This window comes from Streptomyces sp. NPDC014861 (assembly GCF_043081625.1).
GTDB lineage: Bacteria > Actinomycetota > Actinomycetes > Streptomycetales > Streptomycetaceae > Streptomyces.
In genome coordinates, this window is record NZ_JBIBWV010000001.1 from 307799 (window position 1) to 323498 (window position 15700).

Consider the following 15700-nt stretch of genomic DNA (forward strand, 5'->3'; position numbering starts at 1 on the left):
GTCGTCCGGGTACGGTCCGAGGCATGGGGAGCGGCGTGATCGGCGAGGTGGTCGTGGTGGGCGGCGGGGTCGTCGGGCTGACGACGGCGGTGACGCTGGCGGAGCGCGGGGCGCTGGTACGGGTCTGGTCCAGGGACCCGGCGGAGGCGACGACCTCCGCGGTGGCGGGCGCCCTGTGGTGGCCGTACCGGATAGAGCCGGCGGCGCAGGCCGGGGAGTGGGCGCTGGAGTCGCTGCGGGTCTACGGGGAGCTGGCCGGCGCGCCGGAGGAGACCGGGGTGCGGTGGGTGCCGGGGGTCCACGCCGACACGGTCCTGGCCGGTCTCGGCGCGTGGGCGGCGCGGGTGGAGGGGCTGCGTCAGCTGCCGGCGGCCGAGGTGCCGGGGCCGTACGCCACCGGGCTCGCGGCCCGGTTGCCGCTGATCGACATGCCGGTCCACCTGGCGTGGCTGCGGGCCCGGCTGGAGGCGGCGGGCGGGGTGGTCGAGCGGCGGGCGGTGACGGGCTGGGAGGAGCCGGCCGCGGCGGCGCCGGTGGTGGTGAACTGCACGGGGCTCGCCGCGCGGGAGCTGGTGCCGGACGGCGGAGTGGGTGCGGTGCGGGGGCAGTTGGTGCTGGTGGAGAACCCGGGGATCGAGGAGTGGTTCACGGCGGCGGACGCCGGGTCGGCGGAGACGACGTACTTCTTCCCGCAGCCGGGGCGGCTGGTCCTCGGCGGGACGGCGGAGGAGGGGGCGGAGGGGACGGAGCCCGACCCGGCGACGGCGGCGGGGATCGTGGCGCGGTGCGCCCGGATCAGGCCGGAGATCGCCGGCGCCCGGGTGCTGGGCCACCGGGTGGGGATGCGCCCGGCCCGGTCCGGCGGGGTGCGCGTCGAGGCGGAGCGGCTGCCGGGCGGCGGGCTGCTCGTGCACCACTACGGGCACGGGGGCGCCGGGGTCACGGTGGCGTGGGGCTGCGCGCGGCGGGCGGCGGACCTCGTGACGGGCTGAACGGCCGGAGGCCCCCGCCCTGGAGGGGGCGGGGGCCTTCGGCACGGGGCGGGAGGTCCCGCTGCCGGTCGCTACCGGATGCGGGAGGTCCCGCCGCCGGTCGCTACCGGACGCGGGAGATCCCGTCGCCGGTCACTCCCGGATGCGGGGTCCCGCCGCGGGTCACTTCCAGATGGGCGGCGCGACGATCTCGTCGGCGCGCTCGCACTGCCTGGCGCGGGTGTCCAGGGCCGCGGCGCGGGCGTAGGCGCGGCGGGACTCCTCGTGGGCGCCGAGGCGCTTGAGCTGGGCGCCCCGGTTGCGCTCGTCCTGCGCCTGGTTCCTCAACTGCTTGACGTTGCAGGTGCGGTGCGGTGCCGCCTCGGCCGTCGGGGCGGTGACGGCCTGTCCGAGCAGCAGGCCCCCGGCCAGCAGCGTCGTGGTGAACAGGGCGGGCAGGATGCGGCGCGCGCGCGTCGCGTGGTGCATGTGTTTCTCCAAGTCGGGGCTGTTGCGGCCCGGATGAGGCATGGTCAGTACCGATCGGTAACTTTACCTGGAGTGAAAGGACCGATCGGACACGGCCCGCCGTATCCACCCGATCGTCAACACTCCTCCACAGGACGCCCACTGACGAGGTGGTAGGTCGCCCTGGGGTCGAGCAGCAGCGCGACGAGCGCCCGCTGCGACTGGCGCAGCGGCACGAAGGCCCCGCCGTCGGCCAGGCGGCTCACCGTCACGCCGTGCAGAGCGAGTTCGTCGCCCGTCCCGGCGTACTGGACGGCGTCGAGCCGGTAGCCGCAGGGCGGGTCGGCGAGGATCTCGGCGGGCTCGGGCGGGTCGTTGTCGGCGCCGCCGAGGTGGACGGGCCCCCGGTCGGCGAGACCGGAGAGGCGGGCGGCGGCGGAGGCGGCGGCGAGCGGGCCGCGGCGCTCGGAGACGTACGCGAAGACGTCCGCCAGCGCGTTGAGATGGGTGGCGACCCTGCGCCGCTGGTTGAGTGCGGGGTCGCGCTCCTCGGCCGCGCCGAGCGGGTCCTCGCGGGTCTCGGCGAGGAGGGCGGTCATGTGCTTGATCCCGGCGGTGTTCCGCAGGATCCGTTCCTGGCCGTCGCCGGCGACCTGCTTCACCGGGCGTCCGGTGAGGGGGTCGGTCCAGATGCCGTAGACGCCGTGGGTGTACCCGGCGCGGGCCGCGCCGGGGCGGACGTACTCCTCGGAGAGGGTGCGGGACTCGGCGTGGACGCGGGCGTGGGTGTCGAGGCCGCGCGGCCAGAGGGCGAGCAGGTCCTTGTCGTAGAAGCCGGGGGTGGCGGCGTACTCGTGGAGGTCGTGGACGAGGTCCGGGCGGCGGTCCCGGACGAGGGCGGCGAGGGCGCGGGCCTCCGCGGTGCGCAGGGCGAGGTGGTCGCGGTTGACGTCGACGCCGGCGGCGTTTCCGCGGGTGCCGGCCTCGCGGCCGTCGGGGTTGGCGTTGGGGACGACGAGGACGGTGGTGCGGGCGAGGAGGCGCCGGGTGGCGGGGGCGGAGGCGTGGGCGAGGTCCCTGACGGTGGCGAGGCAGGCCTCCCGGCCCGCGGGTTCGTCGCCGTGCTGGCCGCAGACGAGGAGGACGGTGGTGGCGCCGTGCGCGGGGCCGAGCGCGGCGAGCCGGAGCGGCCGGCCCTGCTCGGTGGTGCCGAGGGTGGTGACGGTGACCCGGTCGCTGCCCCGGTCGACGGCGGCGAGGAAGTCCCGCTCCTCCGCCTCGGTCGTCCAGCGCGCGCCGCCGCTCGTCTCGAAGCCGGTCCGGGGCGGGGCCGGCGGCCCGGCGGGGCCCGCCGCCTTCGCGGGGACGCTGACGAGGGGCAGTCCGAGCACGGCGGTCCCGGCGGCGAGGGCCAGGACGCGGCGGGCGGCGCGGAATCGCATCGGCATGGGCGGGAACGTACTCGTCGCCCGGGGCGGGGCGGAAGACCGTGTACGGGAAACGGGTGAACCGGCGGTTCGTGTCGGCCGAATGGCGATCGTGTGACGGGACGCGGTCTTTACGTGACCCTGCGTCGCGTGGTTCCTAGAGTCCGAATGCGTACGAACTGAGGACCGACGCCCACCCACGCGTCTCGCGTCCGCTCTGTCGCTCACGACTTGGAGACCATCCGTGCACCGCAGAATCATCGTTCCGAGCGCCCTCGCGGCCTCCCTGCTGCTGGCGATCCCGGCATCGGCGGCCGACTACGTCCCGGGCGCGCCGGGCATCGGCGACCCCTACTACCCCGTCAGCGGCAACGGCGGGTACGACGTCTCCCACTACGACCTGCGCCTGAAGTACCAGCCGGCGACCGACCTCCTGGAGGGCACGGCGACGATCCTGGCGACGACCACGCAGAACCTCTCGCGCTTCAACCTGGACCTGGGACTGAAGGCCACGGAGGTCCGGGTCGACGGGCGGCTCGCGAAGTTCACCGCGACCGGCGAGCACGAGCTGGAGATCGTCCCCGCGGCCCCGCTGCCGAGGAGCAAGCAGGTCACGGTGGTGGTCCGGTACGCGGGCAAGCCCTCGGAGTTCAAGGTCGACGGCTGGTCCGCCTGGCACCGCACCCCGGACGGCGGGGTCGCCGCGCAGGAGCCGGACTCGGCCGCCTGGTGGTTCCCCTCCAACGACCACCCGCGCGACAAGGCCACCTTCGACGTGTCGGTGTCGGTGCCGGACGGCACCCAGGCGATCAGCAACGGCGTGCTCCAGGCACAGTCCTCCCGGCTCGGCTGGACCCGCTTCCACTGGCGCTCCACCAAGCCGCAGGCGACATATCTGGCCACCCTCGCGGTCGGCAGGTTCGACATCACGACGGACCGGACCGCGAACGGGCTGCCCGTCCTCAACGCCTACAGCAAGGACCTCGGCGACAACGCGGGCGCGGCCCGCGCCTCGGTCGAGCGGACCGCCGAGGTCGCGGAGTGGCTGGAGGGGGTCTTCGGCCCGTACCCCTTCAACGCGCTCGGCGGCTACGTGCCGAACGTGACCAGCGGCTACGCCCTGGAGACCCAGACCCGGCCCTTCTACAGCCCCCGCCAGTTCGCCAACGGCGCGAACACCTCGGTGGTCGTGCACGAGCTGGCCCACCAGTGGTACGGCGACAGCGTCTCGGTGCGCGACTGGAAGGACATCTGGATCAACGAGGGCTTCGCCCGCTACAGCCAGTGGCTGTGGTCGGAGAAGGAGGGCGAGGGCACGGCCCAGGAACTGGCGGACTACGTCTACGCCCTGCGGACGGCCGAGGACCCGTTCTGGACGGTGAAGCCGGGCGACCCGGGGGCGGACGCCCTGTTCCACATCGCGGTGTACGACCGGGGCGCGCTGGCGCTCCAGGCACTGCGGAACGAGATCGGCGACGAGGACTTCTTCGCGATCCTGAAGGGGTGGCCGCAGCGGTTCGCGCACGGCAACGCGCGGGTCGCGGACTTCGTCCGGTACGCGGAGCAGGTCTCCGGCAAGCCGCTGGCGGCGCTCTTCGACACCTGGCTGTACGAGCCCTCCAAGCCGGCCGCCGGTCCGTCGGCGGCGGCGGCCCCGGCGGCGCGGTCGGCCGCGCCGGAGTCCCTCCGGGCGAAGCCCGCGCAGCCGAGGTCGTGGAAGAAGATCGCCGCGACGAACACGGTTCACGACCACGAGGACCACTGAGAAGCCCCCGCGAGGCCGTCCGTCAGCGCTCCGCGCGGCGGGCGGCCTCGCGGGCGTCGCGGGCGAGCGGGAGGTAGCGCAGCCGCTCGGGCAGGACCGGCACGACGAGCCGGACGAAGCGGGCGAGGCGGCGCAGCCGGCGCTCCTGCCCGGGCGTCCACTCCAGGCCGATGGCCGCGCGGGCGTCCGGCGGCATCAGGCCGACGGTGAGGAAGGCGCGGATCCGCTGGAAGGGGCGGCGGAGCAGCGGCCAGAGCGGGCGAAGCGCGAGCCGGACGAGCAGCGGGCCCCGGTCGGGGGCGGGGACGGGGGCGTCCGGGTCGATGAGCTCGCGGACGACGGCGGTGGCCTCCAGCTCCTCCGCGAGCACCTCGCGGTAGTAGGGCCAGAACTCCTCGACGGCCTGCGGCATGTCCCGGTCGTGGATGCCGAGGATCCGGCCGACCTGGAGCCACTCCGCGTACAGCGCGCGGTCCTGGGCCTCGGTGAGGGGGCGGTGGAGCAGGGCGAGGCCGTGCCGGTAGACGGGGTAGCCGGTGGCGTGGACCCAGGCGTAGTAGGCGGGGGTGAGGGCGTGGTAGCGGCGCCCGTGCGCGTCGGTGCCCTGGATGTCCCGGTGCAGCGCGCGCAGCCGGCGCCCCTCGGCCGCGGCCTCGTCGCCCCCGTACACCCAGAGCTGGACGGAGCGCAGCGAGCGCTCGCCGCGCCCCCAGGGGTCGGTGCGGAAGACGGAGTGCTCGTCGACGCCGGCGCCGATCGCCGGGTGGGCGACCTGCATGGTGAGCGCGGCGGGCAGCATGAGCAGCGCCCGGACGTCCCCGGCGACGCTCCACAGCACGCCGCCGACGGGCGGCGGGGCGGGGTCGGGCGCCCGCCGTCCGCCGGGGGCCTGCGCCCGGGTCTCGGTTCCGGACCTGGTGCTCATACGGGGGTCCCCCTGCCTCTCGCCTCGGTGGCCGCCCCTCCAGGGTGCACCTCGGGCGCACGGTCGGGGCGTACGACGCCGGGGCCGTTCCCGTGGGCTCTCGCCCCGGGAACGGCCCCGGCGTGGTGGTCGCGGTTCGGTCGCGGTCAGGCGCGGTCGGCGCCGACCGGCTCGCCGACGATGCGGCTGGCGAGGGCGCGGGCCCAGGCGTCGACGTCGGCGTTGAGCTCGCGCTCGGCGGCCTCGCGCTCGGCGGTGATCTTCGCGGTGCCGGCGACGAGGATGGCGTCGCGCTCGGCCTGGCCCTCGGCGCGGGCGGCGGCGATGGCGGTGGAGCCCTCCTCGACGGCCTTGGAGCGGATCCGGGCGGCGTCGTGGCGGGCCTCGGCGAGCTCGGCCTCGTACTGGGCGCGGATCTCGGCGGCCTCGGCGCGCAGGTCGTCGGCGCGGCCGGTGGCGCCCTCGGTGGCGTCCTCGCGCTCCTCGATGGTGCGCTTGATCTTCGGAAGGATCACCTTGGCCAGGAAGAAGAAGGTGAGGAAGAAGACGGCGAAGCCGAGGATGAGCTCAGCCCAGACCGGGTTGAGCGGACCGAGGTCCATGTTGAAGATCGTGGAGTTGGAGGCGAGGGTCGTCATGGCGCGCATTCTACCTGGTCCCGGAAGCGGCGAATCGTACACCCGGGCGATCGTTGGCGCGCTCGTACGACGCGGGCAAGATTCCCGGCACCTGAAGGCTACCGGAAGGTAACTACGACTGATTGTATGGCGCGCGCCGAGTACAACCCCCCACCACCCGTCGGGAGTTCACGTGTCCCTCAGCACGTTCCGCCGCATCCCCGGTGCCGCCGTCCCCCTGGCACTCGCCGCCGCCACCCTGGGGGCGACCGCCCCCGCCGCCTCCGCGTCCGCCACGGACGGGGTGCCCCGCCTGAAGGTGCTCACCTACAACGCCTTCCTCTTCAGCAAGACCCTCTACCCGAACTGGGGACAGGACCACCGGGCCCGGGCGATACCCGCGGCGCCCTTCTTCCGGGGCCAGGACGTCGTGGTGATCCAGGAGGCGTTCGACAACTCCTCCTCGGACGCGCTGAAGGCGAACGCCGCCGCCGCGTACCCGCACCAGACGCCCGTCGTGGGCCGCTCCAAGAGCGGCTGGGACGCGACCGGCGGCTCCTACGCGGCGGCGACGCCCGAGGACGGCGGGGTGACGATCCTCAGCAAGTGGCCGATCGTCCGCAAGGAGCAGTACGTCTACAAGGACGCCTGCGGCGCCGACTGGTTCTCGAACAAGGGCTTCGCCTACGCGGTCCTCGACGTGAACGGCAGCCGGGTGCACGTCGTGGGCACCCACGCCCAGTCCACCGACCCGGGCTGCGCGGCGGGCGAGGCGGCGCAGACGCGCAGCCGCCAGTTCAAGGCGATGGACGCCTTCCTCGACGCCAAGAACATCCCGGCCGGCGAGCAGGTGATCGTCGCCGGCGACATGAACGTCGACTCCCACTCGCCCGAGTACGCCTCGATGCTCGCCGACGCGGGCCTGGCGGACGCGGACGCCCGCACCGGCCACCCGTACTCCTTCGACACCGAACTGAACTCGATCGCGGCCGAGCGCTACCCGGACGACCCGCGCGAGGACCTGGATCACGTCCTCCACCGGGCGGGGAACGCCCGCCCGGCGAACTGGACCAACCACGTGATCCTGGAGTCGGCCGCGCCGTGGACGGTCTCCAGCTGGGGCACGACGTACACGTACACCAACCTGTCGGACCACTACCCGGTGACCGCCTTCTGAGCCGGCCTCCCGGGCCCGCGGGTCAGTAGCCGGGGCCGCCGAAGACGGTGTACGCCCAGGCGGCCACGGCTATGCCGACCAGCACCAGCACCACCCAGGAGCCGGCACCCGTGTGCCGGCTCCTCCGCGCCCGCTCCGGCCGCCCGGCGCGCGAGGGGCCGGAGCCCTTGTCCTTCCGGGGCTTCCCGGGGCGCCCGGCCCGCGAGGGCCCGGCGGCGGGCGGCTCCGCCGCCGCGGCGACCTCGGCGAGCATCCGCCGGCACACGGCGGCCAGCTCGGAGACCGGCGCCGTGAGGTCCACGACGACCTCGGTACGCGCCGGGGCCGTCGTCCCGCCGTCGAGCAGCCGTCCGGCCCGCAGCAGCGCGCGGTCCTTGCCGCCCGTCGGCGCCAGGCTGATCCACCGCTCCACGTGCTCCCCCCGGATCACCACGCCACCGCCCCGCTCCCGGTACACGGTGTGCTCCCGCCACAGGACTCCGGCCAATTCCGAAGCGGTCTCCCTCAGTTGCGCGTACATCCCACTCCCCTGTTCCCGCCCGCCGACGCGGACCGGCCGCCGACTCTAACCCCCACCGGCGCTCCGTCCGCCCCCGCCCCCGCACACGGTAGGGGGAGGGTCCGACAACGGGAGCCGTCAACCGGGGTTGACATCCGATCGGATGTCAACCTACATTGACACCATGACCGATGCGACCGATCTCGCCGCACGGGCCGGTGACCGCGACCCCCGGGTCGGACTGCGGGCCGTGTCCGCCTTGCGGCGACTGCTGGAACAGCTGGAGGCCGTCCAGGTGCGCGCCGCGCGCAACCAGGGGTGGTCCTGGCAGGAGATCGCGACCGAGCTGGGTGTCAGCCGGCAGGCCGTCCACAAGAAGTACGGGAGGCAGTGATGTTCGAACGGTTCACGAAGGCCGCGCGCGCCGTGGTGCAGGGCGCCGCCGAGCACGCCGGACGCGGAGGCGCGGCGACCGTCACTCCGGAGCACCTGCTGCTGGCCCTGCTCGACCGGGAGGACACCCGCGCGGCGGCGGCGCTCGGCCGGCTCTGCCCGCCGGACCGGCGCCCTTCGCTGCTCGCCGCCCTCACCGACGCCCGGCGCCGGGCCGGGCTGTCCCGGGCGGACGCGGAGGCCCTGGCGGACCTCGGCATCGACGTCGGCGCGATCGTCGCCCGCGTCGAGGAGACCCACGGGACGGGGGCGCTCGCGGCGGACCGCAAGGACCCGGGCCGGTGGTCCGGGCGCCGGACCTTCTCCCGCGAGGCGAAGACCGTGCTGGAGAAGTCCCTGCGCGTGGCGCTGGCCCGCAAGGACCGGGAGATCGGCGACGAGCACCTGCTCCTCGCCCTCACCACGACCGGCGGGGTGGTCGCCGAGGCCCTGGCCGACCACGGAGTGACGTACACGGCCGTCGACGCCGCCCTCGCCGCACCCGCGCGGCGGTGACCCGGGAGGCCCGGGGTCTTTCACAGCAGTGGTGAGACAGCAATACTGTTCCACCATGGAGGACGCGAGCGACGAGGGACGGCTGCCCGGGTACACCGTCGACGAACTGGCCGCGCGGGCCGGGGTCACGGTGCGGACCGTGCGGTTCTACGGGACGCGGGGGCTGCTGCCGCCGCCGGTGATCGGCCCCCGCCGGGTCGGCCGGTACGGCCCCGAGCACCTGGCCCGGCTCGCGCTCATCGAGGAGCTCCAGCGGCAGGGCATGACGCTCGCCGCGATCGAGCGGTACCTGGAGCAGCTGCCGCCCGAACTCAGCGCCCAGGACCTCGCCGTGCACCGGGCGCTCGTGGCGTCCTGGGCGCCGGAGTCCGCGGAGACCATCACCCGGAGGGAGCTGGAGCGGCGCGCCGGGAGGGAGTTGGCCGACCGGGACCTCGAACGGCTGGCCGCCATCGGGGTGCTGGAGCCGTCCGGCGACGACGGGGTGTTCCGGCTCGACGGGTCCCTGCTGCGGCTCGGTGTCGAACTCCTCGACGTGCCGATCGAGCACGAGACCATCCTCGCCTCCCGGACGGTGCTCCTCGCCCACGCCCGGTCCGCCGCCCAGGAGTTGGCGCGGCTGTTCCAGGAGGAGGTGTGGAACCCGTACCGGGAGAGCGGGGAGGACCCGGACCACCTCACCGCGATGAGGTCGCTCTCGGCGCACATGCAGCCGATGGTGGTCCAGGCCCTCGTCACCGCGTTCCAGCGCTCCCTGAGCGAGGAGTTGCGGTCGGCGTTCAGGAGTCCGTGAAGGTCTCGCCCCGCTCCGCCTTCGCCACCAGGAGGGCCGGCGGGGCGAAGCGCTCGCCGTACGTCTCCGCCAGCTCGCGGGCGCGCGCCGTGAAGCCGGCGACACCGCCCTCGTAGCCGTTGACGTACTGGAGGATGCCGCCGGTCCAGGCCGGGAAGCCGATGCCCATGATGGAGCCGATGTTGGCGTCGGCGACCGAGGTCAGGACGCCCTCCTCCAGGAGGCGGACGGTGTCCAGGGCCTCCGCGAAGAGCATGCGCTCCTGCATGTCGCGGAAGGGGATCTCGTACCCCGGCTTCGCGAAGTGCTCGCGCAGACCCGGCCACAGCCTGCCGCGCCTGCCCGTCTCGTCGTAGTCGTAGAAGCCCGCGCCGCCGCTGCGGCCGGGGCGGCCGAACTCGTCGACCATGCGGTCGATGACGGCCTCGCCGGGGTGGGTGGCCCAGACGCCGCCGGACTCCTCGACGGCCTTCTTCGTCTCGTTGCGGATCTTGCGCGGCAGCGTGAGGGTCAGCTCGTCCATCAGGGACAGGATCTTGGCCGGGTAGCCGGCCTGCGCCGCGGCCTGCTCGATCGAGGCGGGCTCGATGCCCTCGCCGACCATCGCGACGCCCTCGTTGAGGAAGTGCCCGATGACGCGGGAGGTGAAGAAGCCGCGCGAGTCGTTGACGACGATCGGCGTCTTGTTGATCTGGCGGACCAGGTCGAAGGCGCGGGCCAGGGCCTCGTCCCCGGTGCGCTCGCCCTTGATGATCTCGACCAGCGGCATCTTGTCGACCGGCGAGAAGAAGTGCAGGCCGATGAAGTCGTCCTGGCGCTCGACGCCCTCGGCGAGGACGGTGATGGGCAGGGTCGAGGTGTTGGAGCAGAGCAGCGCGTCGGCGTCGACGACGTGCTGGATCTCCTGGAAGACCTTGTGCTTGAGCGAGGTGTCCTCGAAGACGGCCTCGATCACCGCGTCGCAGCCGGCCAGCGCCCGCGGGTCGGCGGTGGGGGTGATGCGGGCGAGCAGGGCGTCGGCCTTCTCCTGCGTCGTACGGCCCCGGGAGACGGCCTTGGCGCAGAGCTTCTCGGAGTACGCCCTGCCCTTGGCGGCGGCCTCGTCGGTGACGTCCTTGAGGACCACCTCGATGCCGGCGCGGGCGCAGGAGTAGGCGATGCCGGCGCCCATCATGCCGGCGCCGAGCACGGCGACCTTGCGGACCTGGCGCTTCTCGACGCCCTTGGGGCGGCTGGCGCCGGAGTTGACGGCCTGGAGGTCGAAGAAGAACGCCTGGATCATGTTCTTCGCGGTCTGGCCGGTGACCAGCTCGGTGAAGTAGCGCGACTCGATGACCTGAGCGGACTCGAAGTCGACCTGGGAGCCCTCGACGGCCGCGGCCATGATGTTGCGCGGGGCCGGGTAGGGGGCGCCGTTCAGCGTCTTGCGCAGGTTGGCCGGGAAGGCCGGCAGGTTCGCGGCGAACTTCGGGTTCGACGGGGTGCCGCCGGGGATGCGGTACCCGGGCACGTCCCAGGGCTGCGCGGACTCCGGGTGGGTGTCGATGAAGGCGATGGCCTTGGCCATCATCTCCTCCGGCGTGGACGCCAGTTCGTGGACCAGGCCGCTGTCGAGGGCGCGCTTCGGGGTGTACTGGGTGCCCTGGAGGAGGACCTTGAGGAGGGCGTCGGTGATGCCCATGAGGCGGACGGTGCGGGTGACGCCGCCGCCGCCGGGCAGCAGACCGAGGGTGACCTCGGGCAGGCCGATCTTGGAGCCGGACGCGTCGAGCGCGATCCGGTGGTGGGAGGCGAGCGCGATCTCGTAACCGCCGCCGAGGGCCGCGCCGTTGAGGGCGGCGACGACGGGCTTGCCGAGCGTCTCGATGCGGCGCAGGGCCCGCTTCATGTCCATGGCGGCGCCGAAGATGTCCTGGGCGTGCTCGGGGCCCGCCTGGATCATGTCCTTGAGGTCCCCGCCGGCGAAGAAGGTCTTCTTCGCGGAGGTGTAGATGACGCCGCGGATGGAGTCCTTCTCGGCCTCCAGGCGGTCGGCGACGGCCTTGATCGACGCGCGGAACGCCTGGTTCATGGTGTTGGCGGACTGGTTCGGGTCGTCGAGGACGAGGGTGACGATCCCCGTGTGGTCCTGCTCCCAGCGGATGGTGCTGCTCTCGCTCATGACTGATGCTTCTCCGGTAGAGGGGTGCGGACGGGGAGGTCAGACGCGCTCGACGATGGTGGCGATGCCCATGCCGCCGCCGACGCAGAGGGTGGCGAGGCCGTAGCGCTTGTCCTGGCGCTCCAGCTCGTCGACGAGGGTGCCGAGGATGATCGCGCCGGTGGCGCCGAGCGGGTGGCCGAGCGCGATGGCGCCGCCGTTGACGTTGACCTTGTCCAGGGAGACGCCCATGTCCTTGACGAAGCGGAGGACGACCGCGGCGAAGGCCTCGTTGATCTCGATCAGGTCGATGTCGTCGATGGTGAGTCCGGCCTTGGCGAGCGCCTTGCGGGTGGCCGGGGCGGGGCCGGTGAGCATGATGGTGGGCTCGGAGCCGGAGACGGCGGCGGAGACGATCCGGGCGCGGGGCGTCAGCCCGTACCGCTCCCCGATCTCCTTCGAGCCGACGGCGACGAGGGAGGCGCCGTCGACGATGCCGGAGGAGTTGCCCGCGTGGTGGACGTGGTCGATCTCCTCGATCCAGTGGTACTTCTGGAGCGCGACCGCGTCGAAGCCGCCGAGCTCGCCGATGTCCGCGAAGGACGGCTTGAGCCGGGCGAGGGAGTCGGCGGTGGTGCCGGGGCGCATGAACTCGTCGTGGTCGAGGACCGTCAGGCCGGCCCGGTCGACGACGGGGACGACGGAGCGGCCGAAGCGCCCCTCCTTCCAGGCGGTCGCGGCGCGCTCCTGGGAGAGGGCGGCGTACTCGTCCACGTCGCGGCGGCTGAAGCCCTCGATGGTGGCGATGAGGTCGGCGCCGATGCCCTGCGGGACGAAGTTGGTCTCCAGGTTGGTCATCGGGTCGGCGAACCAGGCGCCGCCGTCCGAGGCCATCGGCACCCGGGACATGGACTCGACGCCACCGGCGAGGACGAGGTCCTCCCAGCCGGAGCGGACCTTCATGGCGGCCATGTTCACCGCTTCGAGGCCCGAGGCGCAGAAGCGGTTCTCCTGGACGCCGGCGACGGTGTCGGGGAGACCGGCGGCGATGGCGGCGATCCGGGCGATGTCGGAGCCCTGGTCGCCGACCGGGCCGACGACGCCGAGGACGATGTCGTCGACGGCGGCCGGGTCGAGCCCGGGGTTGCGGGTCTGGATCTCCCGGATCAGGCCGGTGACCAGGTCGATGGGCTTGGTGCCGTGCAGGGAGCCGTTGGCCTTGCCGCGTCCGCGCGGGGTGCGGATCGCGTCGTACACGTACGCTTCGGTGCTCACGGGAAGCCTTTCGCGGGTGAGGGTTTGCGACGAGCGGGAGGGGTCGGGGCGGGGCGTGGCGTCCGTCGTGTCTTCCGAGGACGCCTGAGGGTCGGCCGGGGGTTTCTGGGGTCGGCCGAGGATGTCGGGGGTCGGCCGAGGACGTCCGGGGGTCGGCCGAGGGCGGCGATCAGCCGAGGAGGGAGCGGCCGATGATCTCCTTCATGATCTCGGTCGTGCCGCCGTAGATGGTCTGGATGCGGCCGTCGGTGAAGGCGCGGGCGACCGGGAACTCGCTCATGTAGCCGTATCCGCCGTGCAGTTGCAGACAGCGGTCGGTGACCCGCTTCTGGAGCTCGGTCGCCCACCACTTCGCCATGGAGGCGTTGACGGGATCGAGGCCCAGCCCGGTCGGGTCCGCGTGCTCGGCGATGCAGCGGTCCACGAAGGCGCGGGTGACGGCGCACTCGGTCGCCATCTCCGCGATCTCGAACCGCACGTGCTGGAGCTTGGCGAGCGGCCGCCCGAAGGCCTCGCGCTCCTTGACGTACCGGGTGGTGAGCTCCAGCAGGTGCTCGGCGCCGGCGATCCCGGCGACCGCGATCGCGAGGCGCTCCTGGGCGAGGTTGGTCATCAGGTGGACGAAGGCGCCGTCGAGCTCGCCCAGCAGGTTCTCCTTGGGGACGCGGACGTCCTTGAAGAAGAGCTCGGCGGTGTCCTGGGACTTCTGCCCGATCTTGTCGAGGTTGCGGCCGCGCTCGAAGCCCTCCATGCCCCGCTCGACCACGAGCAGGGAGAGGCCGCGGGCGCCGCCCTCAGGGGTGGTCCTCGCGACGACGACCACCAGATCGGCGAGGATGCCGTTGGAGATGAAGGTCTTCGAGCCGTTGAGGACCCAATGGTCGCCGCGGTCCTCCGCGGTGGTGCGGATGCCCTGGAGATCGGAACCGGCACCGGGCTCGGTCATCGCGATCGCGGTGACGATCTCGCCGGAGCAGAAGCCCGGCAGCCAGCGCCGCCGCTGCTCCTCGGTGGCGAGCTTGGTGAGGTACGGGCCGATGATGTCGTTGTGGAGGCCGATGGCGAGGCCGGGGGCGGCCGCCTTGGTGAACTCCTCGGCGAGCACGGCGGCGTACCGGAAGTCGGGGTTGCCCCCGCCGCCGTGCTCCTCCTCGACGGCGATGCCGAGCAGGCCCTGCCGGCCGGCGGCGAGCCAGGCCTCGCGGGAGACGATGCCGTCCTTCTCCCACTGCTCGTAGTGGGGCAGGACCTCCTTCTCCAGGAAGGTGCGGACGGTGGCCCGGAAGGCCTCGTGGTCCTCGGTGTAGAGCGTGCGCTTCATGCGGTCTTCGACTCCTGGGTGGGCGGGGCGTCCGGGATGTGCGGGGCGTCCTCGGGGCGCAGGGCGGGGACGCCCCAGTCGCGGGCGACCTCGGCGGTGTCGGCGCCGGGCAGCACCGGGCCGGTACGGAGGGTGCCGGGGGTGGCGGAGAAGCGGGGCGCGGGCGCCGGCTGGACCAGCCCGCCGTGCTCGGTGAAGGTGGCGCGGGCGGCGAGGTGCGGGTGGGCGGGGGCCTCGCGGAGCGAGAGGACGGGGGCGACGCAGGCGTCGGTGCCCTCGAAGACCTCGGTCCACTCGGCGCGGGTACGGCTCCGGAAGCGCGCCGCGACGGCCTCGCGCAGCTCGGGCCAGCGGGCGAGGTCGCGGCGGAGCGCGGTGGCGTAGGCACCGGCTGCGGGCTCGGCTGTGGCTTTGGGCTCCGCTCCGGGCCCGGCTCCGGAGCCGGGCTCGGTGAGGTCGAGGAGGCGGGCGAACTCGTCGTAGAAGCGTTCCTCCAGGGCGCCGACGGCCATGTGGCCGCCGTCGGAGGTCGCGTACACGCCGTAGAAGGGGCAGCCGCCGTCGAGGAGGTTCACCCCGCGCCGGTCCTGCCAGCCGCCGGCCGCGACCATGGCGTGGATCATGGTGGTGAGGTGGGCGGTGCCGTCCACGATGGCCGCGTCGACGACCTGCCCCTCGCCGTGCGCGCGGGCGTGCTGGAGAGCGGCGAGGACGCCGATGACGAGGTAGAGGGAGCCGCCGGCGTAGTCGCCGACGAGGTTGGCGGGGATGGCCGGCGGGCCGTCCGGGTCCGGGCCGATCATGCCGAGGGCGCCGGTGACGGCGATGTAGCCGATGTCGTGGCCGGCGGTGGGGGCGAGCGGTCCGTCCTGGCCCCAGCCGGTCATCCGCCCGTAGACGAGTCGGGGGTTGCGGGCGAGGCACTCCTCCGGGCCGACGCCGAGGCGTTCGGCGACACCGGGGCGGTACCCCTCGATCAGCACGTCGGCGCGCTCGGTCAGGTCGAGGGCGGCGGCGCGGCCCTCGGGGCTCTTCAGGTCGAGGAGGACCGAGCGCTTGTTGCGGTTGGTCAGATCCTTGGCCGGGTCGACGCCGATGCCGGCGCCGCCCGGGCGGTCCACGCGGACGACGTCGGCGCCGAGGTCGCCGAGGAGCATGGCGGCGAAGGGGCCGGGGCCGATGCCGGCGAGTTCCACCACCCGGACGCCGGCGAGCGGGCCGGTCCGCTCGGTCTGCCTCGTGCCCATCGAGCCCCCAGGAGTGTGTGACACCAATGATGTAACACCGGAGATGCTAGGAACGTGTTCCACTCGGCACAAGCCCCCCGGCCGAGCAAGCGCTTGGAAATTCGACGGGGCGACCGGGTCCGCTATC

Annotated in this window: 15 protein-coding genes; 6 read left to right on the forward strand and 9 right to left on the reverse strand. The window is 73.6% G+C overall.

From position 1 onward, the window contains the following. Positions 1–23: 23 nt before the first annotated feature. Positions 24–992, forward strand: a complete 969-nt coding sequence (locus tag ACF1BN_RS01235; protein WP_392329504.1) for an NAD(P)/FAD-dependent oxidoreductase — start codon at positions 24–26, stop codon at positions 990–992. Positions 993–1154: 162 nt separating this feature from the next. On the opposite strand, the gene ACF1BN_RS01240 is transcribed toward ACF1BN_RS01235, so the two are convergent. Beyond that, complete coding sequence (locus ACF1BN_RS01240; RefSeq protein WP_392329505.1) at positions 1155–1460, reverse strand: hypothetical protein; 306 nt, start codon at positions 1458–1460, stop codon at positions 1155–1157. A gap of 116 nt (positions 1461–1576) precedes the next feature. After that, positions 1577–2887: a M14 family metallocarboxypeptidase gene (locus ACF1BN_RS01245; protein WP_392329506.1), complete on the reverse strand. Its 1311-nt coding sequence runs from the start codon at positions 2885–2887 to the stop codon at positions 1577–1579. A 223-nt stretch (positions 2888–3110) separates the two neighbouring features. On the opposite strand from ACF1BN_RS01245, the gene ACF1BN_RS01250 reads away from it, so the two are divergent. After that, entirely contained in the window at positions 3111–4631 is a 1521-nt protein-coding gene (locus ACF1BN_RS01250; protein WP_392329507.1) for a M1 family metallopeptidase, read from the forward strand. Positions 4632–4653: 22 nt separating this feature from the next. On the opposite strand, the gene ACF1BN_RS01255 is transcribed toward ACF1BN_RS01250, so the two are convergent. Together ACF1BN_RS01255 and ACF1BN_RS01260 are read right to left on the reverse strand one after the other, a co-directional pair. Beyond that, complete coding sequence (locus tag ACF1BN_RS01255) at positions 4654–5556, reverse strand: oxygenase MpaB family protein (protein WP_392329508.1); 903 nt, start codon at positions 5554–5556, stop codon at positions 4654–4656. Positions 5557–5702: 146 nt separating this feature from the next. Next, positions 5703–6194: a hypothetical protein gene (locus ACF1BN_RS01260; protein ID WP_392329509.1), complete on the reverse strand. Its 492-nt coding sequence runs from the start codon at positions 6192–6194 to the stop codon at positions 5703–5705. Between the two features lie 172 nt (positions 6195–6366). Here ACF1BN_RS01260 and sph point away from each other — a divergent pair, with 172 nt between their 5' ends. Next, entirely contained in the window at positions 6367–7350 is a 984-nt protein-coding gene (gene sph / locus ACF1BN_RS01265) for a sphingomyelin phosphodiesterase (protein ID WP_392329510.1), read from the forward strand. Positions 7351–7372: 22 nt separating this feature from the next. Here sph and ACF1BN_RS01270 read toward each other — a convergent pair whose 3' ends face one another. After that, on the reverse strand, positions 7373–7870 hold the full coding sequence (locus tag ACF1BN_RS01270; protein WP_392329511.1) for a hypothetical protein: 498 nt from the start codon (positions 7868–7870) through the stop codon (positions 7373–7375). Positions 7871–8033: 163 nt separating this feature from the next. Here ACF1BN_RS01270 and ACF1BN_RS01275 point away from each other — a divergent pair, with 163 nt between their 5' ends. From ACF1BN_RS01275 to ACF1BN_RS01285, 3 genes are read left to right on the forward strand one after another with little or no spacing between them, the layout of a single operon-like run. Beyond that, positions 8034–8243, forward strand: a complete 210-nt coding sequence (locus ACF1BN_RS01275) for a helix-turn-helix domain-containing protein (RefSeq protein WP_317875982.1) — start codon at positions 8034–8036, stop codon at positions 8241–8243. Then, positions 8243–8797 carry a Clp protease N-terminal domain-containing protein gene (locus tag ACF1BN_RS01280; protein WP_392329512.1) on the forward strand — a complete coding sequence of 185 codons (555 nt, stop codon included), beginning with the start codon at positions 8243–8245 and terminating at the stop codon, positions 8795–8797. The genes ACF1BN_RS01275 and ACF1BN_RS01280 overlap by 1 nt, the downstream gene beginning before the upstream one ends. 55 nt (positions 8798–8852) lie before the next feature. After that, a complete protein-coding gene (locus tag ACF1BN_RS01285; RefSeq protein WP_392329513.1) occupies positions 8853–9590 on the forward strand; it encodes a MerR family transcriptional regulator in 738 nt (245 codons plus the stop codon). Here ACF1BN_RS01285 and ACF1BN_RS01290 read toward each other — a convergent pair. The 4 genes from ACF1BN_RS01290 to ACF1BN_RS01305 form a co-directional block, all read right to left on the reverse strand. Continuing rightward, positions 9577–11751: a 3-hydroxyacyl-CoA dehydrogenase NAD-binding domain-containing protein gene (locus ACF1BN_RS01290; RefSeq protein WP_392329514.1), complete on the reverse strand. Its 2175-nt coding sequence runs from the start codon at positions 11749–11751 to the stop codon at positions 9577–9579. The genes ACF1BN_RS01285 and ACF1BN_RS01290 overlap by 14 nt on opposite strands. Before the next feature lie 39 nt (positions 11752–11790). Next, the gene (locus ACF1BN_RS01295) at positions 11791–13005 is read right to left on the reverse strand and encodes an acetyl-CoA C-acetyltransferase (protein ID WP_392329515.1); all 1215 of its coding nucleotides are present in this window, start codon (positions 13003–13005) and stop codon (positions 11791–11793) included. Between the two features lie 169 nt (positions 13006–13174). After that, positions 13175–14326, reverse strand: coding sequence for an acyl-CoA dehydrogenase family protein (locus tag ACF1BN_RS01300; protein WP_392329516.1), 1152 nt, complete (start codon positions 14324–14326; stop codon positions 13175–13177). Next, the gene (locus ACF1BN_RS01305) at positions 14323–15573 is read right to left on the reverse strand and encodes a CaiB/BaiF CoA transferase family protein (RefSeq protein ID WP_392329517.1); all 1251 of its coding nucleotides are present in this window, start codon (positions 15571–15573) and stop codon (positions 14323–14325) included. Before ACF1BN_RS01305 ends, ACF1BN_RS01300 begins: the two co-directional genes overlap by 4 nt. Positions 15574–15700: the final 127 nt, after the last annotated feature.